At 70.7% G+C, this 26694-nt stretch carries 22 protein-coding genes; 17 read left to right on the plus strand and 5 right to left on the minus strand.

Going from position 1 to position 26694, the window contains the following annotated elements; all coding sequences use genetic code 11:
• The 4 genes from RTK35_RS00910 to RTK35_RS00925 are packed head-to-tail and all read right to left on the minus strand — an operon-like array spanning position 1 to position 7939.
• Positions 1-1743: an ABC transporter ATP-binding protein gene (locus tag RTK35_RS00910; protein WP_316907128.1), complete on the minus strand. Its 1743-nt coding sequence runs from the start codon at positions 1741-1743 to the stop codon at positions 1-3.
• Positions 1740-3488, minus strand: a complete 1749-nt coding sequence (locus tag RTK35_RS00915; RefSeq protein WP_316907129.1) for an ABC transporter ATP-binding protein — start codon at positions 3486-3488, stop codon at positions 1740-1742. The genes RTK35_RS00910 and RTK35_RS00915 overlap by 4 nt, the downstream gene beginning before the upstream one ends.
• The gene (locus RTK35_RS00920) at positions 3485-6199 is read right to left on the minus strand and encodes an AMP-binding protein (RefSeq protein ID WP_316907130.1); all 2715 of its coding nucleotides are present in this window, start codon (positions 6197-6199) and stop codon (positions 3485-3487) included. Before RTK35_RS00920 ends, RTK35_RS00915 begins: the two co-directional genes overlap by 4 nt.
• 12 nt (positions 6200-6211) lie before the next feature.
• Positions 6212-7939 (minus strand): CoA transferase, encoded by a 1728-nt coding sequence (locus tag RTK35_RS00925; RefSeq protein ID WP_316907131.1) that lies wholly within the window; start codon positions 7937-7939, stop codon positions 6212-6214.
• 299 nt (positions 7940-8238) lie between these two features.
• Here RTK35_RS00925 and RTK35_RS00930 point away from each other — a divergent pair, with 299 nt between their 5' ends.
• From RTK35_RS00930 to RTK35_RS00990, 13 genes are all read left to right on the plus strand, one after another.
• Complete coding sequence (locus tag RTK35_RS00930; RefSeq protein WP_316907132.1) at positions 8239-9174, plus strand: AraC family transcriptional regulator; 936 nt, start codon at positions 8239-8241, stop codon at positions 9172-9174.
• 32 nt (positions 9175-9206) lie between these two features.
• The gene (locus RTK35_RS00935) at positions 9207-10265 is read left to right on the plus strand and encodes an aminotransferase class I/II-fold pyridoxal phosphate-dependent enzyme (RefSeq protein ID WP_316907133.1); all 1059 of its coding nucleotides are present in this window, start codon (positions 9207-9209) and stop codon (positions 10263-10265) included.
• A 2-nt stretch (positions 10266-10267) separates the two neighbouring features.
• Positions 10268-11467 carry a molybdopterin-synthase adenylyltransferase MoeB gene (moeB, locus tag RTK35_RS00940; RefSeq protein ID WP_316907134.1) on the plus strand — a complete coding sequence of 400 codons (1200 nt, stop codon included), beginning with the start codon at positions 10268-10270 and terminating at the stop codon, positions 11465-11467.
• A 10-nt stretch (positions 11468-11477) separates the two neighbouring features.
• A complete protein-coding gene (locus tag RTK35_RS00945; RefSeq protein ID WP_044407628.1) occupies positions 11478-11885 on the plus strand; it encodes a Mov34/MPN/PAD-1 family protein in 408 nt (135 codons plus the stop codon).
• A gap of 29 nt (positions 11886-11914) precedes the next feature.
• Positions 11915-12208 (plus strand): MoaD/ThiS family protein, encoded by a 294-nt coding sequence (locus tag RTK35_RS00950; RefSeq protein WP_044407630.1) that lies wholly within the window; start codon positions 11915-11917, stop codon positions 12206-12208.
• 11 nt (positions 12209-12219) lie between these two features.
• Entirely contained in the window at positions 12220-13053 is an 834-nt protein-coding gene (locus RTK35_RS00955) for a tryptophan 2,3-dioxygenase (protein WP_316907135.1), read from the plus strand.
• A 17-nt stretch (positions 13054-13070) separates the two neighbouring features.
• Positions 13071-14417, plus strand: a complete 1347-nt coding sequence (locus RTK35_RS00960; protein ID WP_316907136.1) for an NAD(P)/FAD-dependent oxidoreductase — start codon at positions 13071-13073, stop codon at positions 14415-14417.
• A complete protein-coding gene (locus tag RTK35_RS00965) occupies positions 14414-15280 on the plus strand; it encodes an alpha/beta hydrolase (RefSeq protein WP_316907137.1) in 867 nt (288 codons plus the stop codon). The genes RTK35_RS00960 and RTK35_RS00965 overlap by 4 nt, the downstream gene beginning before the upstream one ends.
• On the plus strand, positions 15277-15687 hold the full coding sequence (locus tag RTK35_RS00970; RefSeq protein WP_074971180.1) for a GlcG/HbpS family heme-binding protein: 411 nt from the start codon (positions 15277-15279) through the stop codon (positions 15685-15687). The genes RTK35_RS00965 and RTK35_RS00970 overlap by 4 nt, the downstream gene beginning before the upstream one ends.
• Positions 15688-15786: 99 nt before the next feature.
• The gene (locus tag RTK35_RS00975; RefSeq protein WP_284549652.1) at positions 15787-16458 is read left to right on the plus strand and encodes a nitroreductase; all 672 of its coding nucleotides are present in this window, start codon (positions 15787-15789) and stop codon (positions 16456-16458) included.
• A gap of 101 nt (positions 16459-16559) precedes the next feature.
• On the plus strand, positions 16560-18560 hold the full coding sequence (locus tag RTK35_RS00980; RefSeq protein WP_316907138.1) for a U32 family peptidase: 2001 nt from the start codon (positions 16560-16562) through the stop codon (positions 18558-18560).
• Positions 18561-19038: 478 nt separating this feature from the next.
• A complete protein-coding gene (locus tag RTK35_RS00985; protein ID WP_222901952.1) occupies positions 19039-19536 on the plus strand; it encodes a Bro-N domain-containing protein in 498 nt (165 codons plus the stop codon).
• A gap of 114 nt (positions 19537-19650) precedes the next feature.
• Complete coding sequence (locus RTK35_RS00990; RefSeq protein ID WP_316907139.1) at positions 19651-20424, plus strand: hypothetical protein; 774 nt, start codon at positions 19651-19653, stop codon at positions 20422-20424.
• An 18-nt stretch (positions 20425-20442) separates the two neighbouring features.
• Here the strand turns inward: RTK35_RS00990 and RTK35_RS00995 are convergent, their stop codons facing one another.
• Positions 20443-21102 carry a hypothetical protein gene (locus RTK35_RS00995; RefSeq protein WP_316907140.1) on the minus strand — a complete coding sequence of 220 codons (660 nt, stop codon included), beginning with the start codon at positions 21100-21102 and terminating at the stop codon, positions 20443-20445.
• 314 nt (positions 21103-21416) lie between these two features.
• On the opposite strand from RTK35_RS00995, the gene RTK35_RS01000 reads away from it, so the two are divergent.
• From RTK35_RS01000 to RTK35_RS01015, 4 genes are all read left to right on the plus strand, one after another.
• Positions 21417-22628 (plus strand): CmpA/NrtA family ABC transporter substrate-binding protein, encoded by a 1212-nt coding sequence (locus tag RTK35_RS01000; protein ID WP_107330750.1) that lies wholly within the window; start codon positions 21417-21419, stop codon positions 22626-22628.
• 16 nt (positions 22629-22644) lie between these two features.
• Positions 22645-23223 (plus strand): ANTAR domain-containing response regulator, encoded by a 579-nt coding sequence (locus RTK35_RS01005; RefSeq protein ID WP_069561374.1) that lies wholly within the window; start codon positions 22645-22647, stop codon positions 23221-23223.
• A 421-nt stretch (positions 23224-23644) separates the two neighbouring features.
• On the plus strand, positions 23645-24853 hold the full coding sequence (locus RTK35_RS01010) for a nitrate/nitrite transporter (RefSeq protein ID WP_316907141.1): 1209 nt from the start codon (positions 23645-23647) through the stop codon (positions 24851-24853).
• The gene (locus RTK35_RS01015; RefSeq protein WP_172433561.1) at positions 24850-26529 is read left to right on the plus strand and encodes a bifunctional protein-serine/threonine kinase/phosphatase; all 1680 of its coding nucleotides are present in this window, start codon (positions 24850-24852) and stop codon (positions 26527-26529) included. The genes RTK35_RS01010 and RTK35_RS01015 overlap by 4 nt, the downstream gene beginning before the upstream one ends.
• Positions 26530-26694: the final 165 nt, after the last annotated feature.

Genomic DNA, 26694 nt, shown 5'->3' on the forward strand with positions numbered 1-26694 from the left:
TTACTGAGTGGGTTGGGCCAGCAGCCGCGCGTAAGCATCGCAGCGGGCCAGCAGGGTCGAATGGGTGCCCTGGTCGCGCACCTGCCCGTCTTCGAGCAGCACCACCCGGTCGGCCTGGGCGATGGTGCTGGGGCGGTGGGCGATGAGCAGCAGCGTGCGCTGCCCGCGCAGGCCCAGCAGGGCCTGCTGCAGGGCGTGCTCGCTATGGGCGTCGAGGCTGGAGGAGGCTTCGTCCATCACCAGCACCGGCGCCTGCGACAGGAGCGCACGGGCGATGGCGATGCGCTGGCGCTGGCCGCCGGACAGGCGCGCGCCGCCCTCGCCGCAGCGGGTCTGGTAGCCCTCCGGCAAGGCCTGGATGAAGTCGTGCGCCTGGGCCTGGCGGGCGGCGGCCTCGATCTCTTCGGCGGTGGCATCAGGGCGGGCCAGGCGCAGGTTGCCCTCGATGCTGTCGTCGAACAGGTAGGCGTCCTGGCCGACCCAGGCGATGCCCTGGCGCAACCCGGCCAGGGGGATCTCACGCACGTCCACGCCGCCGACGCGGATGGCCCCGCCTTCGACGTCGTAGAAACGCATCAGCAGGTTGGCGCAGGTGGTCTTGCCGGCTCCCGAGGCCCCCACCAGCGCCACCATTTCGCCAGGACGCACCAGGAAGTCGACACCCTGCAGGACAGGACGACCGCCATGGCTGAAGCGCACCTGATCGAACTCCAGGCGCGCGCCCTGGGGCTGCTGGCAGCCCTGGTCACGCACCCGTGGCGGCTGGCGCAACAGCCCCAGGACCCGCCCGGCGCTGGCGCGCACGGCGCCGAGCTGGCCGGCCTCGCGAGCCACGTCGGCCATGGGCAGCAGGGCCGCGCCGACCAGCATCACCGCCAGGGGCAGTTGTGCCAGGTCCAGCAGGCCGATCTGCAGCAGCCAGGCGCCACAGGCCAGCGCACTCACCAGGGCCAGGGCCTGGATCAGCTCGATCACCCCCTGCTCGGCACCGCTGCGCAGGGCATAGCGGCGCTGCTCCAGCCGCAGCCGGGCCAGCAGGCGACCCAGGCGCGCGTGCCAGGCCGCCTCCTGGTCGAACAGGAGGATCTCCCGGCGCGCCTCGATGCCTTCCAGCACTTCGGCGTTGAGCCCGGCCAGCGCCTCGTTCATCGCCCGGCCCTGGCGCAGGGCGCGCCCGCCGAGCCAGAACGGCACGCTGGCCAGGGCCGCCAGGAACGGCAGCAGCGCCAGGGTCAGCCAGGGCTGGATGGCGGCCAGGGCCAGCAGCGCCACCAGCGGCACCAACACGGCGCCGATGGCATCGGTGAGGGTGTGGGCGAAGAAGTGCTCCAGGGCCTGGGCGTCGTTGAGCGCCACGTTGGCCTGCTCCCCTCGACGCACCCCGGCCTGCACGTCCGGTGCGGCCCGCTCCAACCCCTCATAGCTGCCGACCTGCAGGGTCTCGATCAGGTGGAAGGCGAACACATGGGAGACATGGGCCTGCCACCAGCGCCCACCGGCACCGGCCAGGGCACAGGCGAGCATCGCCGCCGCCACCGGCTGCCACAGGCTGGCCGGGGCATCGGTCAGCACCAGGCCGATCAACCAGCCGCCGAGGGCCAGGCTGCCCACCATGCCGGCCTGGGCCACCAGGGTGGCGACCAGGGTTTGCGCCAACAGCGCCGGCTGCCCGGCCGACAGCCGCAGCAGGTCGCTCCAGCGGCTGCCTTCGCCGGCGCGGATCGCGTGGGGATTGCCTTTCATGCCAGGGCTCCTTCGCTCAGGGGTTGGGTTTCGTGGGCGTGCTGCAGGGCCCAGAGGCGCGCATACAGGCCCTGGCGGGCCAGCAGGCTGCGGTGGTCGCCGCTTTCCACCAGGCGTCCCTGGTCCAGCACCAGGATGCGGTCGGCATGGCGCACGGTGGCCAGGCGGTGGGCGATCACCAGCATCGAGCGCTGCCCGCGCAGGCGCTCGATGGCCGCGCCGATATGCGCCTCGCTGGCCACGTCGACGTTGGCGGTGGCCTCGTCGAGCAGCAGGATCGGCGCGCCCTTGAGCCAGGCACGGGCAATGGCCACGCGCTGGCGCTGGCCGCCGGAGAGCCGGTTGCCGCCCTCGCCCACCGGGGTCGCCAGGCCGTGCGGGAGGCTGGCGACCCAGGGCTCCAGCGAGGCCAGCCGGCAGGCTTCGGCCAGGGCCTCAGGGCTGGCATCTGCCGCCCCCATGCGCAGGTTGTCTTCCAGGCTGCCGTGCAGCAGCACGCTCTGCTGGAACACCCCGCTGACGCGCTGGTAGAGGTCGGCGGAGCGCAGGTGACGGATGTCCACGCCGCCGAGGGTGACGCGCCCTTCCTGGGGGGCGATGAAGCGCATCAGCAGCGCTGCCAGGGTGGACTTGCCCGCCCCGGAGGGCCCCACCACGGCCACGCACTGGCCGGGTTCCAGGGTGAAGCTGAGGTTCTGCAAGGCCGGGGCCTGGCTGCCGGGCCAACGGAAGGTGACGCCCTCGAAGGCCACCTCGTGGCCGGCCGGCAACGGCTCGGGCCGGGCCGGTTCGGGCACCGGCGGCTGCGCTGCCAGCAGCTCGGCCACCGGGGCGGCGGCGCCGTTGCCCGACCAGGCGACGTGGAAGGTCTTGTCCAGCTTCTCCAGGGTGCGGAACGCTTCGCGGGCCAGCAGCACGGCAGCGAACAGGGCGAAGGCCGACAGCTCGCCGGCACCGGCGCGCTGGACGCTGAGCAGCGTGACCAGCGCCAGCCCGCCGAGGCTGAGCAACCCGGTGACGCCATTGCGCATCAGGATGCCGTGCAGCACCGCCATCGCCTGCCGGCGCAGGTCGCGGGCCTGGCCGCGCAGGGCATCACGGCGCCGGTCCTGGGCGTTGAAGGCCTTGAGCGTCGTGACCCCACGCAGGCTGTCCAGCAGGTGCGCCGAGAAGCGCCCGATGCTGGCGAACAGCCCGCCGGCCGAGGGGCGTCGCCAGCGCAGCCAGAGGCGATCGACGAAGGGCAGCGACAAGGCGCCCACGGCGGCCACCAGGGCCGAGCGCGGGTCGAACAGCGCCATCAGCGCAAGCAGCCCGCTGCCCCCCAGGGCCGCGCCGATCACCGCCGGGATGTAGCGGCTGTAGTAGGCCTGCAGGGCCTCGACGTTGTGGATCAGGGTGGTGCTCAGCCCGGCGCTGTCATGCTCGCCGGGCGCCTGCCCGGCCACCCGCAGCACCTGGGGCAACAGGCGCTGGCGCAGGTGCTGCCGGGTCAGCCCGGCGACCCGCATGGCCAGCACCTCGGCCCCGCCGTTGAGGGCGATGCGCAGTAGCGTCAGGCCGAGGAAGGCGCCCAGGGGCGTCCACAGCGCCGCAAGCGGCTGGCCCTCGAACAGGCCGGCCAGGGCCCAGGCCAGGCAAAGGGCCAGGCCGGCGTTGCAGGCGCTGACCGCGAGCTGGCCGCAAGCGGCCAGGGCGATGGCCGGGCGCAACGGCCGCGAGAGGTTCCACAGCACACGGCTCATGCGACCTCCCCGGTATCGCCGCGCGCCGCCCAGATGCGCTGGATGGGCAGGCCGCGCAGTGGCGCGGACTCGATCTGTTGCCAGCCCTGCTCCTCCAGCAGGCGCTGCACCGCGCCCAGGGCATGGCAGTCGCCGGCCTCGGTCAGGCTGAGCATCTGCGCGGCGAACAGGCGCGGAATGGGCTCCTGCTCCGCCGGCGCGTCCGAGCGCATGAAGCCGGCGATGAGCAACCGCCCGCCCGGTTTCAGCCAGGCCTGCAGGCGGCCCAGCAGGCGCCGGCATTCGGCCTCGTCGAAGTGGTGCAGGACCTGGCTGAGGATGATCAGGTCCACCGGTTCACCCGGCTCCACGGTGAAGATGTCGGCACCGATGAAGCGTGTGCGTTCGCGCACCCCGAAGGTCTCGGCGGTGCTCCAGAACAGCTCGGCACTGGCTGGCCAGTCCACCCCGCAGAGGCTCACCGCCGGGCACTCGGCCGCCAGGGTGAAGCCGTAGGTGCCGTTGCCGCAGGCCAGGTCCAGCACGCTCGGCTGCTGCCGCTGGGCCAGCCACGGCAGCACCTGCTGCGCCAGGCGCTGGGCGGTCACCCGCGCGGTGTTGGCGATGCCCCGGGAGAATTCGCCCCAGTACGGATGGTTGGCGGTCTCCAGGCCCTGGGGCAGAACGCTGCCACCGGCCACCACGGCGTCCTTGAAGTGGCGGAAGGCATCCCACATCAGGTCGGCGGTGTAGACCTGCGCCAGCCCACCCACGTAGTGCGGTGAGCTGCGCCGCAGAAAGCGTTCGGCCAGCTCACCCAGGCGGTAGTAGGCCTGCCCCGGCTCCTGGCGGAGCAGGCCCAGGCCGGCCAGGGCATCCAGCAGGATGCGGGTGCCGCGCTCGCTGGCCCCGGTGCGCTCGGCCACGGTGCGGGCACTGGCACCCTCGCCCAGGTGGTCGAACACCTGCAGTTCGATGGCGGCCCGCAGCACGCCGGCCCGTTCGACGCCCATCAGCAGGTCGATCACCGGTTGCGCGGAGACGGCCGGGCGTGGCACCTGCAGGCTCTGCAACAGGGCCGCCTGGTCGACCTTGCCGGAGGGCGCCAGCGGCAGCTCCGGCACGCAGGCCAGGGCGTCGGGCAACTGGCTGGGCTGGGCGCCCACTTCGTCATTGAGGAAGCCGCGCACCTGGGCGAGGGTCAGCGGCGGCTGCCCCGCCTTCATCACCACGAAGGCGTGCATGCGCGTGGCGCCGTCCTCCAGCGGGGCATTGAGGACTACGCACTGGGCGATGGCCGGGTGCTCGCGCAGCAGGTGCGCCACCTCCACCAGGTTCACCTTGTGCCCGCCGCGCATCACGGTGTCGGCGCGGCGCCCGACGATGCGCAGCCGGCCATCGGCGTCCAGCTGGCCACGGTCGCCCAGGCGCACCCAGCCGTCCGGGTGGCGGTACTGGCGGTCCAGTTCGGGGGCGCGGTAGTAGCACAGCGGCGTCATCGGCCCCCGTGCCCAGATCTCCCCCACCTCGCCTGGCGCGCATTCGTGCCCCTGCTCGTCGCGGATGCTCAGGCTGACCACTGCAGGGTCGGGTCGCCCGACGGTCTGCACGGTCACCTCGGGGGCGTCGTCCAGGGCGGTGTGGCAGGCCACGCCGTCCGCCGAGCCGTAGGACTGCACCAGGGCACAGCCGAAGTGCCGACGCACGCCGGCCAGGGTCTGGGCGCTGAGGGCCGAGCCGCCGCTGACGATGGCCTCCAGCGCGCTGAAATCCAGCGCCTGCCCTTGCGCCGATTGCAGCAGGGGGCTGGCCAGCAGCATGTCCACCATGTTGGGCCCGGCGAACAGGTGGGTAACGCGCTGCTGGGCGACCAGCCGCAGCACCGCGTCGGCCTCGAAGCGGTCCAGGCAGATCAGCGCGCCACCCAGGGAGGCCAGGGTGCAAGGCGTGCCCAGGGAACCGAAGGGCGACGCCAGGGGCACGGCGAACAGCGCCCGCATGGCCTCGGGCTGGCGCGCCAGGCCGTTGAGGTAGGCACTCTGCCCGCCCACCAGGGCGTTGTGGGAATACAGCACCAGCTTGGGCTCGGACTCGGAGCCCGAGGAGGCGATCAGCCGGGCGCCGGCATCCGGGTCCACCCGCTGGCCTTCGGTGCTCCAGGCCGGCCCCTCCCAGCACTGGTCCAGATCCGGCCAGTCCTGGTAGCACTCGCCGTGTACCAGCACATGGGCCAGCGCCGGCAACGCGGGGCGCAGGCCGTCCACCAGCGCGGCGTAGTCGGCTTCACCCACCTGGCGCTTGCAGATCAGCACCCGCGCGGCGGACTTGCCGAGCATGGCGAGGGTGTCGCGCTTGCGCCGCCCCAGGGGGTACGGCAGCACGATGCCGCCCAGGGCCGCCACGGCCAGGTCCACGGCGCAGGCGCGCCAGCCATTGGGCAGGTTCACCGCCACCACCACGCCAGGCCCGACGCCGAGCTGGTGCAGCACCTGGGCCAGGCTGAGGCTGCGCGCCCGCAGCTGGGCGAAGCTCAGGCTCGCCGCCCCTTCGGTGACGGCGACCGCCAGGGGCCGTGAGCGGGCAATGTCGAGGAAGGACTCGAACAGGCTCTTGTGGGGATAGATGCCCTCGGCCCGCCAGTGCGCGCGAAGGTGCGCGGGGACGCAGTCCGGCGCCGTGTAGCGGTCACCGGTGACAGGGGGCTGCACGGCGGACAGGTGTTCGTTTGCCATGGGGTATCGACCTCAAGCGTTGATGATCCAGGGGCTGGCGGTACGCAGGCCGTATTCGTCACGGCCCAGGGCACAGCCCAACCAGGGGTGGGCGCCGACATCGGCGGCGCAGCGGGAGATGCGGCTGGCGGGAATGCCCCGCGCAGCCAGGTGGGCCAGGGCTTCGCCACTGGCCAGGTGCCCAAGGCTCGCCACCTCGGAGGGGTCGGCACCGTCGAGCATCAGGTGGCCGTCGGCGCAGGCCAGTACCTGCCCCGCGTCGGCAATGGCGGCCTCCAGCAGCAGGCCGGCGGCACCGCTCATGCTGGAATCGAGGCCGCCGGCCAAGCCGTGGACGTGGCGCTGGTAGAGCGCGGCCACCAGGCCCTCGGCCAGGGCAGCGCCGCCCAGCACGTCCACCAGGGTGAGCAGCGCGCCGGCCGGGCGGTCGTGCTGCTGGATGCGGGCGGCCAGGCCGCTGTGGGCCTGGATCATGAAGTCGGTGCCCAGGGGGTCGTCCGCTCCAGGGTGGCGTCCGCAGCCGGAGGCCGAGCCGTACACCAGGCCCGGGGCATGGCGGCGCAGCGCCTCGGCGGTCAGCCCCAGGCGCTCGGCGCGTCCGGGCGCCCAGTTGTGCAGGAAGGCATCGCAGCCCTCCAGCAGCTGCCCCAGCCGGGCCTGCCCGGCTTCGCTGCGCACGTCCAGCTCGACCCAGGGCTTGCCCCGGTTGATCGCCTGGAAGTGCACGGACAGGCCGCCCACCAAAGGCGCCATGCCGCGCATCGGATCACCGCCCGGCGGCTCGATGCGCGTGACCTGCATGCCCAGTTCCCGCAGCAGGTGCCCCGCCAACGGCCCCTGGATCAGCCGGCAGGCCTCCAGCCCCGCGAGGCCGGCCAGGGGCTGGGCCGCGCTGGAGGGCGCGCGCGCCAGGGCAGCGGCCGATACGGGCGGGTCAAAGGCCCAGGGGCCTTGGGCGCAGTCTTCCCGGGGCGCCAGGCGCAGGGTGCAGAGGTTGACCCCGGCATCCCGGGCCAGGCAGTTCAGGTCGTCCAGGCGATAGCACGCACAGGCGCGGAACAGCGAGGGCGGCAACCACGCCGTGGCGGTGGTGTAGCGCTGCATGAACGGCGACCAGCCGGCGGCGATGTCCGCCAGGGACACCCCCAGGCCTTCCCAGAAGCGGCGCCAGGCCTCCGGGTCGAGGGCTTCCAGCTCGAAGCGCAGGCCCTCGCCACTGGTAAAAGGCGGGTGCTGCCAATCGGCGCCACCCGGCACCGGCAGCACCTGCCCGGCATCGTCCATCGCCAGGTACTGGGCCATCGCCAGCAGGCCGGCGCCGCCCAGGCTGAGGTGCACCTCATGGCTGCCGCTGCCCCGGCGCTGCCCGAGCAGGGCGGCCACGGCTGCGGTGGACGCCAGGGAGGCCGTCAGCACCGCGAGGTAGTCCACCCCCAGGGTGAACAGCCCACCGGCGCTGCGCCCATGCCAGCCCACCAGCCCGCAGGCCGCTTGGGCCAGCGCCTCGCTCACCGGCTGCACCCCGCAGGGCCAGCCACGCACATATAAGGTGACCCGCGCGCCGGCGGCATCCTCCAGCCAGGCCGTCAGTTGGCCATCCAGGCCTTGCACACCCGCTGCCGCGCATACCCGCGCGCCCAGCAAGCCCATGCGCAGGGCCAGCGCCTCGCGGGTGGCCTGCAGCCCGGTCGGGGCTTCGGCCAGACGCAGGGTCACGCCTTCCAGGGGCCGTATCGACATGAACAACTCCTTCGTTCCTGTTCGCGCTTCCTGCACCCGGAGCGCCGAACCCCTCTATCTCCAGGGCCTGCGGCAATCCGTTGCAGGTCGATGGGAGGATCATACTTCCTTGATTAATGCTAATCATTCGCATTACATATGCGCTCCGGCGATTTTCATATGCAGTTCCGGCGAGGCAGTTTTTTGCGCACTTCGCCTGTGCTCTGATGCGTCGGCGAACCCAGTCAAGGACGGTGATCACTGCGCCCGGATGGAGCCCCGCACAGGCACACCGGGCGAGTGATGAGGAGTGATTTGCTATGAACGGTTTGGCACAACCCAAGCTGGCCAGCGCCCAGCAACTCAAGGAATGGACACGCCACCAGACGGCATCGGCCCAGGGCCAGGCGCTGATCGAGCGGCTGGACTGCGAGGCCGGGTTCTCCCTGGTGCGCTCGCGGGTCTCCTCGGGCCGCATCCTGCGGGAGGTCTGCGAGCACGATGGCAACGACCGCACCCTGGTCATCACCTTCGGGCTGTCCGGCCAGTCCGAGTTTCTCGACCGGGTCGGCAATGCCCTGCCCTTCGCGGCGAACCACACCACGGTCTCGGTGTTCCAGGCCGGCACCGGCGAGCGTCGCTACGCCGCCAACGAGCCCATCCAGCAACTGCGCCTGGTGGTGTCGGAGTCGACCCTGACCCGCTACATCGGCCCCGAGCGCTGCGGCCGCCTGCTGGGCAAGGCCCTGAGCCACAACGAGAGCTTCCGGCAGATCGCCTACAACGGCAGCTGCAGCAGCGAACACCTGCGCTTCTTCAAGAACCCCCGGGTCGGCGAGCACGACGGCCTGCGCCAGCGCATCCATGCCCTGAGCCTGCTGGCCGAGCAGCTCAACCTGCTGGCCCCCGCCACGCCCCAGGCCGAGCGCATCAGCGGCCGTGACCTGGATGTGATGGAGCGGATCGAGGCCTACATGCGCGCCAACCTCGGCCAGCCGCTGAACAACGCCTGCCTCTGCGCCGCACTGGGCATCAGCGAATACAAGCTCAAGGAATGCTTCCGCCACGCCTACGGCACCAGCCCCGCCCACCACCTGCTGGAGATGCGCATGCAGCGCGCGCAGGAGCTGCTCGCCGCCGGCTACCGGGTCTCGGAGACGGCCTACCAGGTGGGCTACCAGCACCCGAACAACTTCAGCGCCGCCTTCCTCAAGTTCTTCGGCTACACCCCGAAGTCGGTACGCAGCGGCCGCTAGCCACCCACGAACGCCCAACCCGGGAACCTGACATGAACCACCTATCCAGCGCCCGCCACGCGGCGGGCGAAGGGGACGCCTGCGCCTTGCAAACGCCCCTCTGCCTCAACCTCAACGAATCCCCCTATGGCGTACCGCCGGCTGCGCGGCAGGCGGCCAGCGAGGCCATCGGCCTGTCCTCGCGCTACCAGTTCGAGCGGGTGGAGGCGCTGCGCCAGGCCCTTGCCCAGCGCCATGGCGTGCCGCTGGAGTGGGTCTCGCTGTACCCCGGCTCCAACCGTGCCCTGCACTACGCCACCCTGGCCTTCACCCGGGCCGATGCGCCGCTGGTGGTGGCCGCGCCGGGCTACCCGGTGCCCGAGCAGGCCGCACGCCTGCACGGCCGGGCGGTGTGCCGGGTGCCCCTGCTGGCGGACGGCGGGCACGATGTGCAGGCCATGCTCGCCGCCAGCGAGGGCGGGCTGATCTACATCGCCAACCCCAACAACCCCACCGGCACCGTCACCCCCCACGTAGCGCTGCTGGCTCTGGTGCAACAGGCCGGCGCCCTGCCCCACCCGCCGGTGGTGCTGATCGACGAGGCCTACCTGGAGTTCAGCGACGAGCCTTCGATGATCCCGGCAGTCAGCGCCCACCCCGGCCTGGTGGTCACCCGCACCTTCTCCAAGATCCACGGCCTCGCCGGGCTGCGCATGGGCTATGCCATCGCCCAGCCCGCCGTGCTGGACCGCATGCACACCCAGCCGGCCCACGACGTGCCGGTGCCGGCCGTTGCCGCCGCGCTGGCCTGCCTGCACGACGAGGCCGAATGCGCCCGGCGCAAGGCCGCCAACACGGCCCAGCGCGAGGCCTTCTGCGCCTGGCTGGACCGCCAGGGCCTGCGCTACAGCCCGTCCCGGAGCAACTGCGTGCTGATCGACTGCCAGCGCCCGGCCGCAGAGGTGATCGCCACCCTGGCCGCAGGCGGCATCCGCATCGGCCGCCCCTGGCCCGGCCTGGAACAGCGACTGCGCGTGACCCTCGGCACCCCCGATGAAATGACCCGGCTCCGGCACGCCCTGAGCCAGGCCCTCGACCTGCCCCGGAGCTGAACATGACTGCCTTTACCCCGACTCCCCTGCCCCGCACCCTCGGCCCCCTGGTCAGCGACCAGGCCACCCTCAGCGCCGAGGAGCGCGCCCGCTACAGCCGCCACATCCTGCTGCCGGAGTTCGGCCTTGCCGGCCAGCAGCGCCTGAAGAACGCCCGCGTGCTGGTGATCGGTGCCGGCGGCCTGGGCTCGCCGACCCTGCTGTACCTGGCAGCGGCCGGTGTCGGCACCCTGGGCATCGTCGACTTCGACCGGGTGGACGCCTCCAACCTGCAGCGCCAGGTGATCCACCGCATGGACACCCTCGGCGAGCTGAAGACCGAGAGCGCCAAGCGCACCATCGCCGCGCTCAACCCGCACGTGCAGGTGAACCTGCACGACCTGCGCCTGGACAACGACAACGCCGTGGCGCTGTTCCAGGGCTACGACCTGATCATCGACGGCGCCGACAACTTCGCCACCCGCTACCTGGTCAACGACGCCTGCGTCCTGGCCGGCAAGCCCTATGTCTGGGGCTCCATCTACCGCTTCGAAGGCCAGGCCAGCGTGTTCTGGGAAAACGCCCCCGGCGGCGGCCTGAACTACCGCGACCTCTACCCCGAGCCGCCCCCGCCGGAGCTGGCGCCGTCCTGCTCGGAGGGCGGCGTGCTCGGCGTGCTCTGCGCCGCCGTGGCCTCGGTGATGGGCACCGAGGCGATCAAGCTGCTGACCGGGATCGGCGAATCCCTGCTGGGCACGCTGATGGTCTACGACGCCCTGCGCATGCGTTACCGCTACCTGCCCCTGCAGCGCGATCCGCAGCGCCAGCCCATCACCGCGTTGCAGGACTACCCGCAGCTGTGCGGCCTGGGCCAGCCCGCGGCGCCGGCCGCTCCCGTGCCGGTGATCACCCCGCAGGAGCTGCACGCCCTGCTCGGCAGCGGGCAGCCGCTCCGGCTGATCGACGTGCGCGAGCCCAACGAGTGGGACATCGTCCGCATCGAAGGCGCCGACCTGCTGCCCAAGGCCCGTGCCCTGGCCAGCCTCGGCCAGGGGCCGCTGGCCGACCGCGAGCAGCCCTACGTGATCTGCTGCAAGGGCGGCAGCCGCTCCCGCGAGGTGGTCGAGGCCATGCTCACCGCCGGCTACCACAAGGTGCGCAACCTGCAGGGCGGCGTGCTCGCCTGGGTGCGTGACGTGGCCCCCGACCAGCCCCGCTACTGAGGACGGCCCGATGCTCACCCTGCCCGCCGCCCTGCGCGATGCCATTGCCCACCAGGCCCGCACCGAGCACCCGCTGGAATGCTGCGGGCTGATCGCCGCCGTGCCCGGCGAGCCCGGCAGCCTGCGCCTGGTGCCGATGCACAACGCAGCCCAGGCCGAGGACTTCTTCAGCTTCGAGCCCCTGCAGCAACTGCGCGTGTGGCGCGAGATGAACGGCCGGGGCGAAGTGCCCCTGGTGCTCTACCACTCCCACACCGCATCCCGGCCCTACCCCAGCGACACCGACGTGGAGTACGCCGCCGCCTTTCCCGAGGTGTTCCACCTCATCGTCAGCACCGATCCCCGCTTCGACCTGTCGATGCGCTGCTTCCGCATCGAGGACGGCCGAATCCTGGAGCAGCCGCTGGCCTTCGACTGAACCCCATGCCCCGACCACGAGGAACCGCCATGTCCATCACCATCCACATCCCCACCACCCTGCGCGACCTGACGGCCGGCGCAGCCCAGGTCAGCGCCCAGGGCGACAGCCTGGGTGAAGTCATCGATGACCTGGAGCGCCGCTGGCCGGGCCTGGAGCAGCGCCTGCTGAAGGGCCGCACCCTGGTGCGCTTCATGAACCTGTACGTCAACGACCAGGACGTGCGCTTCCACGGCGGCCTGGAGGCCCGTGTCGCCCCCGGCGACGAGATCACCATCCTGCCCGCCGTCGCCGGTGGCCAGGACTGCCGGAACCCGGCATAGGAGCGGCGACCATGGGATGCCCCTTTTCCGGCGCCAGGAACGCCCTGGCGCCCCGTACCGGCGACGGCCGCTACGGCGACTACCTGAGCCTGCAGCACATCCTGCACAGCCAGGTGCCCCGCTCGGGGGTGCCGGACGAACTGCTGTTCATCATCCAGCACCAGACCGCCGAACTGTGGATGAAGCTGATGCTCCACGAGCTGACCCTCGCCACCCACCACGTCGGCCGCCAGGACCTGCCCCGCACCTTCAAGGCGCTGACCCGCGTGCAGCGGATCATGGAGCACCTGATCCACGCCTGGAGCGTGCTCGCCACCCTCACCCCCAATGACTTCCTGGCCATGCGCCCGGCCCTGGGCAGCGCCTCCGGCCACCAGTCGGTGCAGTTCCGCGAGATCGAATTCCTCCTCGGCAACAAGTGCGCACGCCACCTGGAAGACCACGCCGAAGACCCGGCAGCGTTGCGCGCCCTGCAGGCCCGGCTGCTGGCGCCTTCGCTCTACGACGAGGTGGTGCGCCTGCTGGCCGCGCGCGGCCTGGCCATCGACCCCGCGCGCCTGCAGGCCGCCGTCGACGAGCCCACCGGCTACGACGCCTCGGTGGAGGCCGCCTGGCTCACCGTCTACCGCGCTCCCGAAGCCCACCGCGACCTCTACGAGCTGGCCGAGCAACTGGTGGCGCTGGAGGACAACGTCAGGCACTGGCGCTTCCGCCACATCGGCATGGTCGAGCGGGTCATCGGCCGTCGCCAGGGCACCGGCGGCAGCAGCGGCGCCGACTACCTGCGCAAGACTCTCGACACGCTGCTGTTCCCGGAACTGTGGAACCTGCGCACCGTCCTCTGAACCCAGGAGATTTCCCGATGGCAGAACATCGCACCGCCCTGATCGTTGGCGGTGGGCTCACCGGCCCGCTGCTGGCGTGCCTGCTGCAGCGCCAGGGCTGGCAGGTCACCGTGCTCGAACAACGCCCCGACCCGCGCCTGCACACCGCCCAGGCCGGCAAGTCGATCAACCTCGCCCTGGCCGAGCGCGGCCTGCAGGCCCTGCGCCAGGCCGGCCTGGACGCAGCCGTGCTGGCCGGTGCCGTGGCCATGCACGGCCGGCGGGTGCATGTGCCGGGCGTGCCGGAGCAATTCCACGCCTACAGTAGCCGAGCCGGGGACGCCATCTGGTCGATCCAGCGCGGCCGCTTCAACCGGCTGCTGCTGGACGCGACACAGGCAGCCGGCGCCCAGCTGCACTTCGACACCCCGCTGGCGGGTATCGACTGGGCGCGCCGCGAGGTCATCGCCGGTGGCCAGCGCTGGCCCTTCGACCTGCTGGTGGGCGCCGACGGTGCCGACTCCGGCGTGCGCCGGGCCATGGCCGAAGGCGGCCCCCTGGGCGAACGCCGCGAGCGCCAGCCCCACGGCTACAAGGAGCTGAACATCCCCGCCTCCGGGCGCCTGCTGGCCGATGCTCTGCACATCTGGCCCCGAGGCGGGCATATGAGCATCGCCCTGCCGAACATCGACGGCAGCTTCACCACCACGCTGTTCCTGCCCCACGACGACGGCAGCGCGGACTGCTTCGCCCAACTGCCGGACGGCCCCACCGCGCGACGCTGGTTCGACACCCACTACAGCGACCTCTCCGCCGAACTGCCGGACCTGGAGGCGGACTTCGAGCACAACCCCATCGGCCAGCTCGGCACCCTCTGGCTGGAGCGCTGGCACGCCCAGGGCTGCGCCGTACTGGTGGGCGATGCGGCTCACCCGATGGTGCCGTTCCACGGCCAGGGCATGAACTGCGGGCTGGAGGACGTGCTGGCCCTGGCCCGCCACCTGGCCCGGCCGCAACCCCTGGAGGCGGCCCTGCAGGCCTACGCCGAGGAGCGCCGGCCCAATGCCGGCGCAATCCAGGCCATGGCCCTGGAGAACTACGTGGAAATGCGCGAACGGGTGCGCGCAGCGGACTACCAGCTGGAGCGCCAACTGGCCGCGTGGCTGGAGGCCCGCCACCCGGGGCGCTTCGTGCCGCGCTACAGCATGGTCACCTTCAGCTGCCTGCCCTACGCCACGGCCTTCGCCCGGGGCGAGGTGCAGGCCCGCCTGCTGCGGGAGGCCGTGCAGGGTTGCGAGCGCTTCGAGCAGATCGACCTGGCCAAGGCCGAGCGCCAGTTGCTCGACCGCCTCGACCCGCTGCACCCCCTGGAGGGCGCGGCATGACGGCCCTGCATGACGACCCCTTCGGCCTGCACCTGCCCCTTGAGCAGCGCGAGCGGGCCTACTCGCCGAGCAGCCTGGCGCCCGGCTTCGCCGAGACGCTGCAGCGCTACCACCGTGACAGCCGCACCGCCGAGGCCCTCTGCGGCCCGGCCGAGGTGCTGCCCTACGGCCCCTCGCCCCGGGAGAAGGTCCTGCTGCTGCCCGCGCCCCAACCGGCCAGGGCCACCCTGGTGTACGTGCACGGCGGCTACTGGCAGGAGCTGAGCGCCGAGGACTCGCTGTTCCCCGCACCCGGGCTGTACGCCCAGGGCTACGACCTGGCGGCGGTCGGCTATCGCCTGGCGCCCGAGGCGGGCCTGGAACAGATCGTCGAGCAGGTCGCCAGCGCCCTGCTCCAGCTGCGGACGGCCCTGCTGGTACGGGGGCGCGTACCCCATCTGGTCCTCGCCGGCAGTTCCGCCGGGGCGCACCTGGTGGCGATGATGCTCAGCCACCCCTGGGAGGGGCCGCCGCCGTTCCAGGCGGCCCTGCTGGTCAGCGGCATCTATGAACTGGCGCCGCTGATCGGCACCTACATCGACCAGCCGCTGCAGCTCACGGCGGCGCGTGCCGCCGCCCTCAGCCCCCTGCGCCGGGTGCCCAGCTGCGAAGTCCCGGTGGCCCTGGCCTGGGGCGAGCGGGAAACCGACGCCTTCCAGCAGCAGAGCCGCGCCATGGCCCGCCACCTGGCCCGCTACCTGCCGGTCACCGCAGTGCAACCCTGCGCAGGACGCGACCACTTCGACATCCTCTTCGACCTCAGCGAGCCGGCCAGCCCCCTCGGCCGCTGCCTCGCCAGCCTCACCCCGGAGCCCATGCGATGAACCAGCGACCCTGCCTCAGCGACCCCGACGTCCAGGCCATGGCCCAGGCCGCCCGCGCCTTCGCCCGCCAGCAGCAGTGGCCGGTGACCGTGGCCATCGTCGACGACGGCGGCCACCTGCTGCACCTGCAACGCCTGGAGGACGCCAGCCCCATGAGCGTGGAGATGGCCACCGCCAAGGCCCGCACCGCCGCGCTGACCCGGCGGCCGACGCAGTTCTACGAGGAACTGATCCTCGGCCAGGGCCGGCTGTCCTTCCTCGCCACTCCGATGACCGGCCTGCTGGAAGGCGGCCTGCCGATCCGCATCGGCGACACCGTGGTCGGCGCCATCGCCGTCTCGGGCGTCACCTCCGCCCAGGACACCCAGGTAGCGCAGGCCGGGATCGACGCCCTGAACAGGGATTGAGCCCCGGCAGCCGCGCCCTCGTCCCTGGCGGTTCTGCTGCTTGCGGCGAACGCCCGGGGCGGCTTCACTGGCGCGGTCCGCCCTGCTGCCGAGGTTTCCATGTCCGTCGCCGAACTGCTCCAGCAACGCACCTCCATACGTGCCTTCACTGACCAGCCGGTGGACGCTGCCACCGTCCACGCCCTGCTCGATGCCGCGCGCTGGTCGCCCTCCGGCGGCAACCTGCAGCCCTGGCAGGTGATCGCCGTGGCCGGGGCCGAGAAGGCCGCCGTCGAGCGCCTGGCCACCGAGACCCTGCTGCGCAACCCGGCCGGCGAAGCCGACGAATTCCCCATCTACCCGGCCGCCCTCGGCGAGCCCTACCGCACCCGCCGCTACCAGGTGGGCGAAGCGCTCTACGCCCTGCTGGGCGTCCCCCGCGAGGACAAGGCCGGCCGGTTGCGGGCCCTGGCGCGCAACTTCCAGTTCTTCGGCGCGCCGGTGGGGCTGTTCTTCGTCATCGACCGCAGCATGGGCCACGGCCAGTGGGCGCACCTGGGCATGTTCATGCAGTCCCTCGCCCTGGTGGCCCAGGAGCGCGGCCTCTCCACCTGCATGCAGGAGGCCTGGGGCATGGTGCGCCAGAGCCTGCACCGGCACTTCGCCCTGGCCGAAGACCAGGTGCTCTACTGCGGCATGGCCCTGGGCCACGCCGACCCGCAGGCGCCGGTCAACCAGCTGCGCTCCGAGCGCGCCCCGGTGGAGGCCTTCGCCCGCTTCCAGGGCTTCTGAGGCCGGTGGCGGCAGGCGCGCTCGTCGGGACGGGTGCCGGCGCCACGGGCTGCCGCTACAATGCGCGCCTTGCCCGTGTCGCCTGATAAAGAAAAAACACCATGTCCTTGCCCAAGCACCACCTCGAACTGCTCAGCCCCGCCCGTGACGTGCACATCGCCCGCGAGGCCATCCTGCATGGCGCCGACGCCGTCTACATCGGCGGGCCGAGCTTCGGCGCGCGGCACAACGCCTGCAACGAGGTGGCCGATATCGCCCAGCTGGTGGAGTTCGCCCACCGCTTCCACGCCCGCGTGTTCGTCACCATCAACACCATCCTCCACGACGACGAGCTGGAGCCGGCGCGCGCGCTGATCCACCAGCTGTACGACGCCGGCGTCGACGCGCTGATCGTCCAGGACATGGGCGTGATGGACCTGGACATCCCGCCGATCGAGCTGCACGCCAGCACCCAGACCGACATCCGCACCCTGGAGCGGGCCAAGTTCCTCGACCAGGCCGGCTTCTCCCAACTGGTGCTGGCCCGTGAGCTGAACCTGCAGCAGATCCGCGCCATCGCCGACGAGACCGACGCCGCCATCGAGTTCTTCATCCACGGTGCGCTGTGCGTGGCCTTCTCCGGCCAGTGCAACATCTCCCACGCCCAGACCGGCCGCAGCGCCAACCGCGGCGACTGCTCCCAGGCCTGCCGCCTGCCCTACACCCTGAAGGATGACCAGGGCCGCGTCGTCGCCTTCGAGAAGCACCTGCTGTCCATGAAGGACAACAACCAGAGCGCCAACCTCAGCGCCTTGGTGGATGCCGGCGTGCGCTCCTTCAAGATCGAAGGGCGCTACAAGGACATGGGCTACGTGAAGAACATCACCGCCTACTACCGCCAGCGCCTGGACGGCATCCTGGAAAACCGCCCGGACCTGGCCCGCGCCTCCAGTGGCCGCACCGATCACTTCTTCGTGCCCGACCCGGACAAGACCTTCCACCGTGGCAGCACCGACTACTTCGTCACCGACCGCAAGATCGACATCGGCGCCTTCGACTCCCCCACCTTCACCGGCCTGCTGGTGGGCCATGTGGAGAAGGTCAACAAGCGCGACCTGCTGGTGGTGACCCAGGAGCCGCTGTCCAACGGCGACGGCCTCAACGTGCTGGTCAAGCGCGAGGTGGTGGGCTTCCGCGCCAACATCGCCGAGCCCAAGGGCGAATTCGAGGAAGACGGCGAGAAGCGCTACCGCTACCGCGTCGAGCCCAACGAGATGCCCGAGGGCCTGTTCCGCCTGCGCCCCAACCACCCGCTCTCGCGCAACCTCGACCACAACTGGCAACAGGCCCTGCAGAAGACCTCCTCCGAGCGCCGCGTCGGCCTCTCCTGGGTCGCCAAGCTGCGTGAAGAGCGCCTGGAACTGACCGCCACCAGCGAGGAAGGCGTCAGCGCCAACGTCGCCCTGGACGGCCCCTTCGGCGCCGCCAACAAGCCCGAGCAGGCCCTGGAGCAACTGCACGACCTGCTCGGCCAGCTGGGCACCACGATGTACCACGCCGACGCCGTGGAGCTGGACGCGCCCCAGGCCTTCTTCATCCCCAACTCCCAGCTCAAGGCCCTACGCCGCGAAGCCATCGAAAAGCTCACCGAAGCCCGCGTCGCCGCCCACCCCCGTGGCGGTCGCAAGGCCGAAACCAACCCGCCGCCGGTGTACCCCGAGGCGCACCTGTCGTTCCTCTACAACGTCTACAACCAGAAGGCGCGGGACTTCTACCACCGCCACGGCGTGCAGCTGATCGACGCCGCCTACGAAGCCCACGAGGAAGCGGGCGAAGTACCGGTGATGATCACCAAGCACTGCCTGCGCTTCTCCTTCAACCTCTGCCCCAAGCAGGCCAAGGGCGTCACCGGCGTGCGCACCAAGGTCGCGCCGATGCAGCTGGTGCACGGCGACGAAGTGCTGACCCTGAAGTTCGACTGCAAACCCTGCGAAATGCACGTCATCGGCAAGATGAAGGGCCACATCCTCGACCTGCCCCAACCCGGCAGCGCTGCGTCCCAGGTGGTCGGCCAGATCAGCCCCGACGACCTGCTCAAGACCATCCGCCGCGCCCCGCACTGACGACCGCCCCTCCAAACGCCCAGGCACCCGTAGCCTGGGCTTCAGCCCAGGACAACCCGCTCCCAGACTGAAGCCCGGGCTACACCACCACCACCACCCCGCCCCCACAACGCCCAAGCCCCCCGGACCCCGTAGCCTGGGCTTCAGCCCAGGAAAACCCACTCCCGGACTGAAGCCCGGGCTACACCACCAATACCCCGCCCCCACAACACCCAAGCCCCCGGACCCCGTAGCCTGGGCTTCAGCCCAGGGAACCGCTCCCGGACTGAAGTCCGGGCTACGCCGCGAACGCCATCGCCCGAACCTCTTGCCCTCACACCTGCCCATCCCTATCCTGCGCCGGTCACGGTCAATCCCGTGGCCGGGGTTGACAGCCCGAATTAGTAGGCGAGTTGCCTTCAGCCAAACCCGCAAAGCCGTAATCGGCTCGGCTGGCCTAACTGACGGTAAGCAAATGGACCTTAATTGGAACTTCGCCATGCATGACGCATATACCCCCATCACCTTCCAACGCCACTGCCACCAACTGCGCGCCGTCATGATCGACAACCGCCCCTGGTTCGTCGCCCTCGACTTCGCCCTGATGATCGCCGCCACCCGGCCCTACCGCCTGACCAAACGCCTCTACCCCCACCAATTCCGCTTCGCCTTTCTGCGCTACAGCACAGGCCGCTGCGAAGAGGTGGAACTGGTCAGCGAAGCCGGCCTCTACCGCGCCCTCTACCGCTTCGGTCACCCCGAGCACTGCGCCCTCAGCCAATGGCTCAGCGACGAAGTGATCCCCACCCTCCACGACTACCACCGCGACCCGCAGGCCAGCCCGCGACGCATCCTCATGACCTGGGCCAACCAGCGCATCGCCGCGCTGCACTGGCAAAGCGAAACCTGGATCGCCCGGCAGGACCTGCCGCGCTTTATGGCAGCGCATGACGACCCGTTGTTGGGGGATGGGCCGAGTTGGAAGCGGTTTTTCTAAAGTGCAGAAATGAAAAAACGCCGCATGGGAATGCGGCGTTTCTTTGTGGCCAGTGAGAGCGAGTAGACTCACGCGCGGTTTATCCAGCCTTCATGCAGAGAACGGATATCTCCTATGCAACGCATTGCAATCGCTGCACTCTCAGCCCTGATCTCCATGACGACGGTCGCAGACACCCTCGAAAGCGAACTTCAGAAGAACGGCTTGGTGCCCCAGGCCGTACCGAAAAGCGGCATCACTGGGAAAACACTGGACCTTGGCTCTTATCAGGTATCAGCAAAGAGTGACGAGCTCCTGATCAGTCACGATGAGCAGAGCATGGAACGCCCCCTGACCGAGTTGGAGGTCGATGGCGTGAAGATCAGGGGTACGGATCGCGGTGAATGGGGTGGGGAGCTGACCGTCACCTCGCAAGATGGAACGACCAGAACCTTGGTGAAGGAAAATGTCGTCAGCATCCAGAGGGTTGGCGGCTCGATCTTCGTATTTACCGGACTCAACCACATGGTGACCGACGTTGGCGCTATGTATGAGCTGACGGACGTCGTAGGTGAACCGAAGTTGACCAGAATCACCCTGCTTCCATCCGCCCCGGTGAGGATTCTCTTTGAACAGGGCGTTGCCTACATCCTGACTTACGACAGCCTGATTGCCGTGAACCCATCGCCTAAACGCGCTTCCATGGAGATGATCACCTACGACGCGCCCTGGTCGCGCTTCGCGCCCAATAGCCTGGTCAAGCAAGGCGACACCTTTGTAGTGGGCATGCACGCAGGCGTTACGGTGGTCAAAGCCAGCAGGTTTGGAATTCAAGACGTGAGGTTCTATGGGCCACAGGGAGCAGAAGAACTGCTCAAGCCGGAGACGATCAATCATCGCCTGCGCTGAGCAGTAACCCTCGCCCCACTACTCCCTGACATAAACCCCATCAAAACTCACATTCATGCCGCCGCAATTGTTGTTGTCATCCACGATCAGGAAGCGGCCGACCCGGCTGAACTCCACAGCGCAGTCGTACTTGCCGTCGCCTTCCTTGGTCATCGCGTAGCGGCCTTCTGGTTTGAGGGGGCCGTCAATCTGTCCGACGTGGGTGCTGGCACCGATGCCCCAGGTGGCATCGCCGGTCACGTGCAGGCCATTGCCCTGCTCTCGCTGCTCGATGGTGATGGAGCTTGACGGGGTCTTCCAGGTGCCCAGCCAGTCGGTGGGCTGGGACACGGGATCGGCTGCCGGTGCGAGGTTCTCCAGCACGATCCAGCCCACGGTTTCGCGCTTCTTGCCCTGGTACCAGGCACAGGCCCAGTCGCCTTCGATCTTGTTGACCAGCACCTCATCGCCCTCGATGACGTAGGCCTTCTGCATGCACCCCTCCGATTCGGGGCAACCCTCGGTGTCCTTGAAAAAGTGCGTCTGGTGCTTGCCCACGACGGTGTAGAGCTTGGTGAACTTGCCCTCGGAGGGGAAGTAGCCGTTCCTGCAACTGAAGGGCTCGATGTACTCGGCGTGGCTGGGCAGGCAGATGAATGCCAGGGCGCTGGTGAGCAGTAAGGGCGTGATCTTGTGCATGACGGGCCGTTCCTTGCCACGGTGAGGGCTGCGGGGCGAGGGGCCCTGCGGCGAAGAAGGGCCGGAATCTAGCGACGGGTGCGAGTGAGCGTCAACTAGCACAGCGGCACTAGGGCGAGCCGAGGGACAACGGGCGCTCCGTGGCGTCGGGATCGGGCGCTGTTCGGCTTCAACCCCCAACGCCCCTGGCACACCCCTTGCTATCCCCCCTCCAGGCCCCACCGTCGGGGCCCGACGGCAACGGCGCCGCCAACGGCCATCGCACTGTACGAAGGGTCGGGGCGGCGCCTTTTCATTTCGAGGACAGGGACACCATGGATCACGCCCGCCCGACCACCCGCCGCGATGCCCTGGCCTGGGTCGCCGGCAGTGACGCGCCCGAGAAGAGCGCGCTCGACATCGGCTTCATGCCGCTCACCGATTCGGCCTCGCTGATCGTCGCGGCCACCCAGGGCTTCGCCCAGCCCTACGGCCTCACCCTCAACCTGCATCGGCAGGCATCCTGGGCGGGGCTGCGCGATGGGCTCACCAGCGGCCGGCTGGATGCCGCCCAGGCGCTCTACGGGCAGGTCTACGGCAGCCACCTGGGCATCGGCAGCCCGGCCACGCCCATGGCGGTGCTCATGGCCCTGAGCCAGAACGGCCAGGGCATCAACCTGTCCGAGCCGTTGCGCCAGGCGGGCGTGACCCACGCCGAGGCACTGGTGCGCCATGTGCACCAGCACGGCGCACGGCTCACCTTCGCCCACACCTTCCCCACCGGCACCCACGCCATGTGGCTGGCCTACTGGCTCGCGGCTCATGGCATCCACCCGCTGCGCGATGTCGACACCCAGGTGGTGCCGCCGTCGCAGATGGTTGCGCACCTGCAGGCCGGGCGCATCGACGGCTTCTGCGCCGGCGGCCCCTGGGGCGCGCTGGCGGTGGAGCGTGGCCAGGGCTTCACCCTGGCCACCAGCCAGTCCATCTGGCCGGACCACCCCGAGAAGGTGCTGGGCGCCACCCGGGCCTTCGTCGAGCAGTACCCCAACTGCGCCCGCGCCCTGGTGATGGCGGTGCTGGACGCCAGCCGCTTCATCGAGCAGAACCCCGAGAACCGCCGCAGCACAGCCCAGTTGATCAGCGCCGAGGCTTACGTCGGCGCGCCGCTGGAGGTGATCGAGCCGCGCTTTCTCGGCCACTACCACGACGGCCTCGGCCACCACTGGGAAGACGCCCATCCCCTGCGCTTCTTCGACGAGGGCCGCGCCACCTGCCCCTACCTCTCCGACGGCCTGTGGTTCCTCACCCAGTTCCGCCGCTGGGGGCTGCTGCGGGACGACCCGGACTACCTGGCCATCGCCCGCCAGGTGCAATGCCTGGCGCTGTACCGCGATGCCGCCGAGGCCCTCGGCATCGCCGTGCCGGCACCGATGCGCAGTGCGCTGCTGATGGATGGCGTCGCCTGGACCGGCGACGACCCGGCCGGCTACGCCCGCCGTTTCCCCGTGCACGCGCTCGCCGATGCGACCGCCCCGCTGCTCTGACCCAGGGACGACCGCCATGCTGCGCATCCTGCTGATCAACGACACCCCGAAGAAGATGGGCCGGCTCAAGGCCGCCCTGAGCGAGGCCGGTTTCGAGGTGGTGGACGAGTCCGGGCTGGACATCGACCTGCCGCGCCGGGTCGAGGCGGTGCGCCCCGACGTGGTGCTGATCGACACCGAATCCCCCGGCCGCGACGTGATGGAGCAGGTGGTGCTGGTCAGCCGCGACCGCCCGCGCCCCATCGTCATGTTCACCGACGAGCACGACCCGGCGATCATGCGCCAGGCCATCCAGGCCGGCGTCAGCGCCTACGTGGTGGAGGGCATCCAGGCCCAGCGCCTGGCGCCGATCCTCGACGTCGCAATCGCCCGCTTCGAGAGCGACCAGGCCCTGCGCGCCCAGCTCAACGCCCGTGAGCAGCAACTGGCCGAGCGCAAGCGGGTGGAGCTGGCCAAGGGCCTGCTGATGAAGATGAAGCAATGCGGCGAAGAGGAGGCCTACACCCTCATGCGCCGCCAGGCCATGAGCCGGCAGCAGAAGCTCATCCAGGTGGCCGAGCAGATCATCGCCATGCACGAGATGCTCGGGCACTGAAGCCGGGCAGGCCGGGGCCGCGTGCCCCTGCTCGGGGCATCGTCCCAGCGGCATGAATCCCCCCGGCAGCCTGCCAACTGGCGTATCGCCTGCCCTGCCAGCCCTTTCCCGCACTTGGCCCGGCTCTTGCTGAGCCTCCCCCAGGTAGCCAACGGCGGTTGCCCACCGAACGGCAAAGGCGTCGCGTTTCCCCAGCCCAGCGGCTGCGGGATCGCGGCGCCTTTTGCGTTCCAGCCCCGGCGCAGGGGCAGCGCGGTGCAGTCCGCCCGCGCGTGTGACATCACCCGATCCAGCCCCGGCCATGACCGGCCGGGCGCGCCCGACCCCGTCCGGCGCGCATGTGCCGGAGGGACGCAACCGCCGTGCACTGCCGGGGGTGGTCCGTCCGGTTCCCCACTGATGCAGATGAGGAGTTCGTTCGATGACGAGTTTCTGGAAAGCGGGCCACACCCCGACCCTGTTCGCCGCCTTTCTCTATTTCGACCTGAGTTTCATGGTCTGGTACGTGCTCGGCCCCCTGGGGGTGCAGATCGCCACCGACCTGGGGCTGACCACCCAGCAGCGCGCCCTGATGGTCGCCACACCGATCCTGGCCGGCGCCGTGCTGCGCTTCCTGATGGGCCTGCTGGCCGACCGCACCTCGCCGCGCAGTGCCGGCCTGCTGGGCCAGGTCATCGTCATCGGCGCGCTGTTCGGCGCCTGGCAGCTGGGCATCCACAGCTACGAGCAGGCGCTGCTGCTGGGGCTGTTCCTCGGCTTCGCCGGGGCCTCGTTCGCCGTTGCCTTGCCGCTGGCCTCCCAGTGGTACCCGCCACAGCACCAGGGCAAGGCCCTGGGCATCGCCGGGGCCGGCAACTCCGGCACCGTGCTGGCGGCGCTGTTCGCCCCGGGGCTGGCCGCCCTGTACGGCTGGAACAACGTGTTCGGCCTGGCGCTGGTACCGCTGGTGCTGACCCTGGCGATCTTCGCCATCGCCGCGCGCAACGCTCCCAACCGCCCGGCACCCAAGGCCCTCGGCGACTACCTCAAGGCCCTGGGTGACCGTGACAGCTGGTGGTTCATGTTCTTCTACAGCGTCACCTTCGGCGGTTTCCTCGGCCTGGCCAGCACCCTGCCCGGCTACTTCCACGACCAGTACGGCCTGGAGCCGGTCACTGCCGGTTACTACACCGCCGCCTGCGTGTTCGCCGGCAGCCTGATGCGCCCCATCGGCGGCGCCTTCGCCGACCGCATCGGCGGCATCCGCACCCTGCTGGTGGTCTACACCCTCGCCTCGCTGTGCATCGCCGCCGTGGGCTTCCACCTCGACAGCGTCTTCGCCGCCCTGGCGCTGTTCGTCATCGCCATGCTCAGCCTCGGCGCCGGCAACGGCGCGGTGTTCCAGTTGGTGCCGCAACGCTTCCACAAGGAGATCGGCGTCATGACCGGGCTGATCGGCATGGCCGGCGGCATCGGCGGCTTCTGCCTCACCGCCGGGCTCGGCGCCATCAAGCAGCACACCGGTGACTACCAACTGGGCCTGTGGCTGTTCGCCAGCCTCGGCCTGCTGGCCTGGGTCGGGCTGTACGGCGTCAAGCTGCGCTGGCGCACCACCTGGGGCAGCGCCGCCCTCACTGCAGCGCGGGTATGAGCCTGCGCCTGCGGGTCGGCCAGGCCAGCGCCACCGGCCCCCGGCGGGACAACCAGGACGCGCTGCGGGTGGTCACCCCCGCCGCGCCCCTGGCGGCCAGCAAGGGCAGCCTGTTCGCCCTCGCCGACGGCGTCAGCCAGTGCGCCGACGGTGGCCTGGCGGCCCGCGCCACCCTGCAGGCGCTGGCCCTGGACTACTACGCCACGCCGGAAACCTGGGCCGTGGCCCAGGCCCTGGACCGCCTGCTGCTGGCCCACAACCGCTGGCTGCGCGCCAACGGCGGCGGCCAGCCGCTGCTCACCACCCTCACCGCCCTGGTGCTGCGCGGGCGCCGCTTCACCCTCGCCCACGTCGGCGACTGCCGCGCCTACCGCTGGCACGAAGGCCGCCTGCAGCGCCTCACCGAGGACCACGTCTGGGATCAGCCCGGCATGCAGCATGTGCTCAAGCGCGCCCTCGGGCTGGATCAGCACCTGGTGGTGGACTACCGCGACGGCGACCTGCACGAGGGCGACGCCTTCCTGCTGGTCAGCGACGGCGTCTGGGCCAGCCTCGGCGACGACGGCATCCGCCACCTGCTGCAGGACGAAGCCGACCCCGAAGCCGCCGCCCGCGCGCTGGTCAGCGCCGCCCACCTGGCCGGCAGCCAGGACAACGCCAGCGCCCTGCTGGTACAGGTCCAGCAACTGCCGGAACGGGCCCTGGCCGACGCCATGGCCGAGGTGGACGACCGCCCCCTGCCCCCCGAGCTGCGCCCCGGCCAACGGTTCGAAGGCTGGTGGGTGCAGGGCCAGGTGGCCGCCTCGCGCCAGTCGTTGCTGTACCGCGTGCGCGATGCCGCTGGCCAGGACTGGCTGCTGAAGACCCTGCCCCACGAGCGCCACGACGAACCGGAGGCGGCCATAGCCCTGCTGCAGGAGGAATGGTTCCTGCGCCGGGTGGCCGGCCGCCATTTCGCCGAGGTGCACCCCCTGCCCCAGCGCCAGCACCTCTATTACGTGCAGCGCGAATACCCCGGGCGCGACCTCGGCCGGCGCCTGGCCGAGGACGGCCCGCTGCCCCTGGACGCCTGGCTGCAGGTGGCCAGCCAGCTGCTGCAGGCCCTGGGCACCCTGCACCGGCGCAACGTGCTGCACCGCGACGTGAAGCCGGAGAACCTGCTGCAAGGCGAGGACGGCCAGCTGCGCCTGCTGGACTTCGGCCTCGCCTACTGCCCGGGCCTGTCCGCCGAGCCGGACGCAGGCCTGCCCGGCACCCCCGGCTACCTGCCGCCGGAAGCCTACGCCGGTGCAGCGCCGGCACCGGGGCTGGACCTCTACGCCGCCGCCGTCACCCTGTACCGGCTGCTCACCCAGCACTTCCCCCAGGGCGAGGTGGAGGCCTTCCAGCGTCCGCGCCTGGGGCCGCCGACGCCGGCCAGCCGCTACCGGCCGGACGTTCCGCCGTGGATCGATGCCCTGCTGGACAAGGCCCTGGCCCTGGACCCGACCCAGCGCCACGAAACCGCCGAGCACTGGTTGCTGGAACTGGAGCGCGGCGAGCGCCGCGACGACAGCCGCCCGCGCCCGCTGCTGCAACGGGCGCCGGCCGCCACCTGGCGCGCCATCGCCCTGCTGGCCCTGGCCGGCAACCTGCTGCTGGGGCTGGCCCTGCTGGCGCACCACGGCGGCGCATGACGCCCCCGGACGGCGCACGCGCCACCCCGCTTTTACCGTGCCGGGTGCCGCAACGCCGCGCCGGGCGGGCTCCGACGGGTTGGCACGCTGCCTGCTAGAGAGGTGTCGACACATTCACAGGCCCCTGCTCAACGGCGAGCGGGTGCCCTTCCCGATCGAACGGGA

This window comes from Pseudomonas sp. zfem003, assembly GCF_032621675.1.
In the GTDB taxonomy this organism is placed as follows: Bacteria; Pseudomonadota; Gammaproteobacteria; order Pseudomonadales; family Pseudomonadaceae; genus Metapseudomonas; species Metapseudomonas otitidis.

Excerpts from the sequence above, each read along its gene's own strand:
- RTK35_RS00980 (WP_316907138.1), top strand. The coding sequence starts at position 16,560 with ATGTCCTTGCCCAAGCACCACCTCGAACTGCTCAGCCCCGCCCGTGAC.
- RTK35_RS00955 (WP_316907135.1), top strand. The coding sequence starts at position 12,220 with ATGGGATGCCCCTTTTCCGGCGCCAGGAACGCCCTGGCGCCCCGTACC.
- RTK35_RS00930 (WP_316907132.1), top strand. The coding sequence starts at position 8,239 with ATGAACGGTTTGGCACAACCCAAGCTGGCCAGCGCCCAGCAACTCAAG.
- RTK35_RS00910 (WP_316907128.1), bottom strand. The coding sequence starts at position 1,743 with ATGAAAGGCAATCCCCACGCGATCCGCGCCGGCGAAGGCAGCCGCTGG.
- RTK35_RS00995 (WP_316907140.1), bottom strand. The coding sequence starts at position 21,102 with ATGCACAAGATCACGCCCTTACTGCTCACCAGCGCCCTGGCATTCATC.
- RTK35_RS00965 (WP_316907137.1), top strand. The coding sequence starts at position 14,414 with ATGACGGCCCTGCATGACGACCCCTTCGGCCTGCACCTGCCCCTTGAG.
- RTK35_RS00915 (WP_316907129.1), bottom strand. The coding sequence starts at position 3,488 with ATGAGCCGTGTGCTGTGGAACCTCTCGCGGCCGTTGCGCCCGGCCATC.
- RTK35_RS00935 (WP_316907133.1), top strand. The coding sequence starts at position 9,207 with ATGAACCACCTATCCAGCGCCCGCCACGCGGCGGGCGAAGGGGACGCC.
- RTK35_RS00970 (WP_074971180.1), top strand. The coding sequence starts at position 15,277 with ATGAACCAGCGACCCTGCCTCAGCGACCCCGACGTCCAGGCCATGGCC.
- RTK35_RS01010 (WP_316907141.1), top strand. The coding sequence starts at position 23,645 with ATGACGAGTTTCTGGAAAGCGGGCCACACCCCGACCCTGTTCGCCGCC.
- RTK35_RS01015 (WP_172433561.1), top strand. The coding sequence starts at position 24,850 with ATGAGCCTGCGCCTGCGGGTCGGCCAGGCCAGCGCCACCGGCCCCCGG.
- RTK35_RS00950 (WP_044407630.1), top strand. The coding sequence starts at position 11,915 with ATGTCCATCACCATCCACATCCCCACCACCCTGCGCGACCTGACGGCC.
- RTK35_RS00945 (WP_044407628.1), top strand. The coding sequence starts at position 11,478 with ATGCTCACCCTGCCCGCCGCCCTGCGCGATGCCATTGCCCACCAGGCC.
- RTK35_RS00920 (WP_316907130.1), bottom strand. The coding sequence starts at position 6,199 with ATGGCAAACGAACACCTGTCCGCCGTGCAGCCCCCTGTCACCGGTGAC.
- RTK35_RS01000 (WP_107330750.1), top strand. The coding sequence starts at position 21,417 with ATGGATCACGCCCGCCCGACCACCCGCCGCGATGCCCTGGCCTGGGTC.
- RTK35_RS00925 (WP_316907131.1), bottom strand. The coding sequence starts at position 7,939 with ATGTCGATACGGCCCCTGGAAGGCGTGACCCTGCGTCTGGCCGAAGCC.
- moeB (WP_316907134.1), top strand. The coding sequence starts at position 10,268 with ATGACTGCCTTTACCCCGACTCCCCTGCCCCGCACCCTCGGCCCCCTG.
- RTK35_RS00990 (WP_316907139.1), top strand. The coding sequence starts at position 19,651 with ATGCAACGCATTGCAATCGCTGCACTCTCAGCCCTGATCTCCATGACG.
- RTK35_RS00985 (WP_222901952.1), top strand. The coding sequence starts at position 19,039 with ATGCATGACGCATATACCCCCATCACCTTCCAACGCCACTGCCACCAA.
- RTK35_RS00975 (WP_284549652.1), top strand. The coding sequence starts at position 15,787 with ATGTCCGTCGCCGAACTGCTCCAGCAACGCACCTCCATACGTGCCTTC.
- RTK35_RS00960 (WP_316907136.1), top strand. The coding sequence starts at position 13,071 with ATGGCAGAACATCGCACCGCCCTGATCGTTGGCGGTGGGCTCACCGGC.
- RTK35_RS01005 (WP_069561374.1), top strand. The coding sequence starts at position 22,645 with ATGCTGCGCATCCTGCTGATCAACGACACCCCGAAGAAGATGGGCCGG.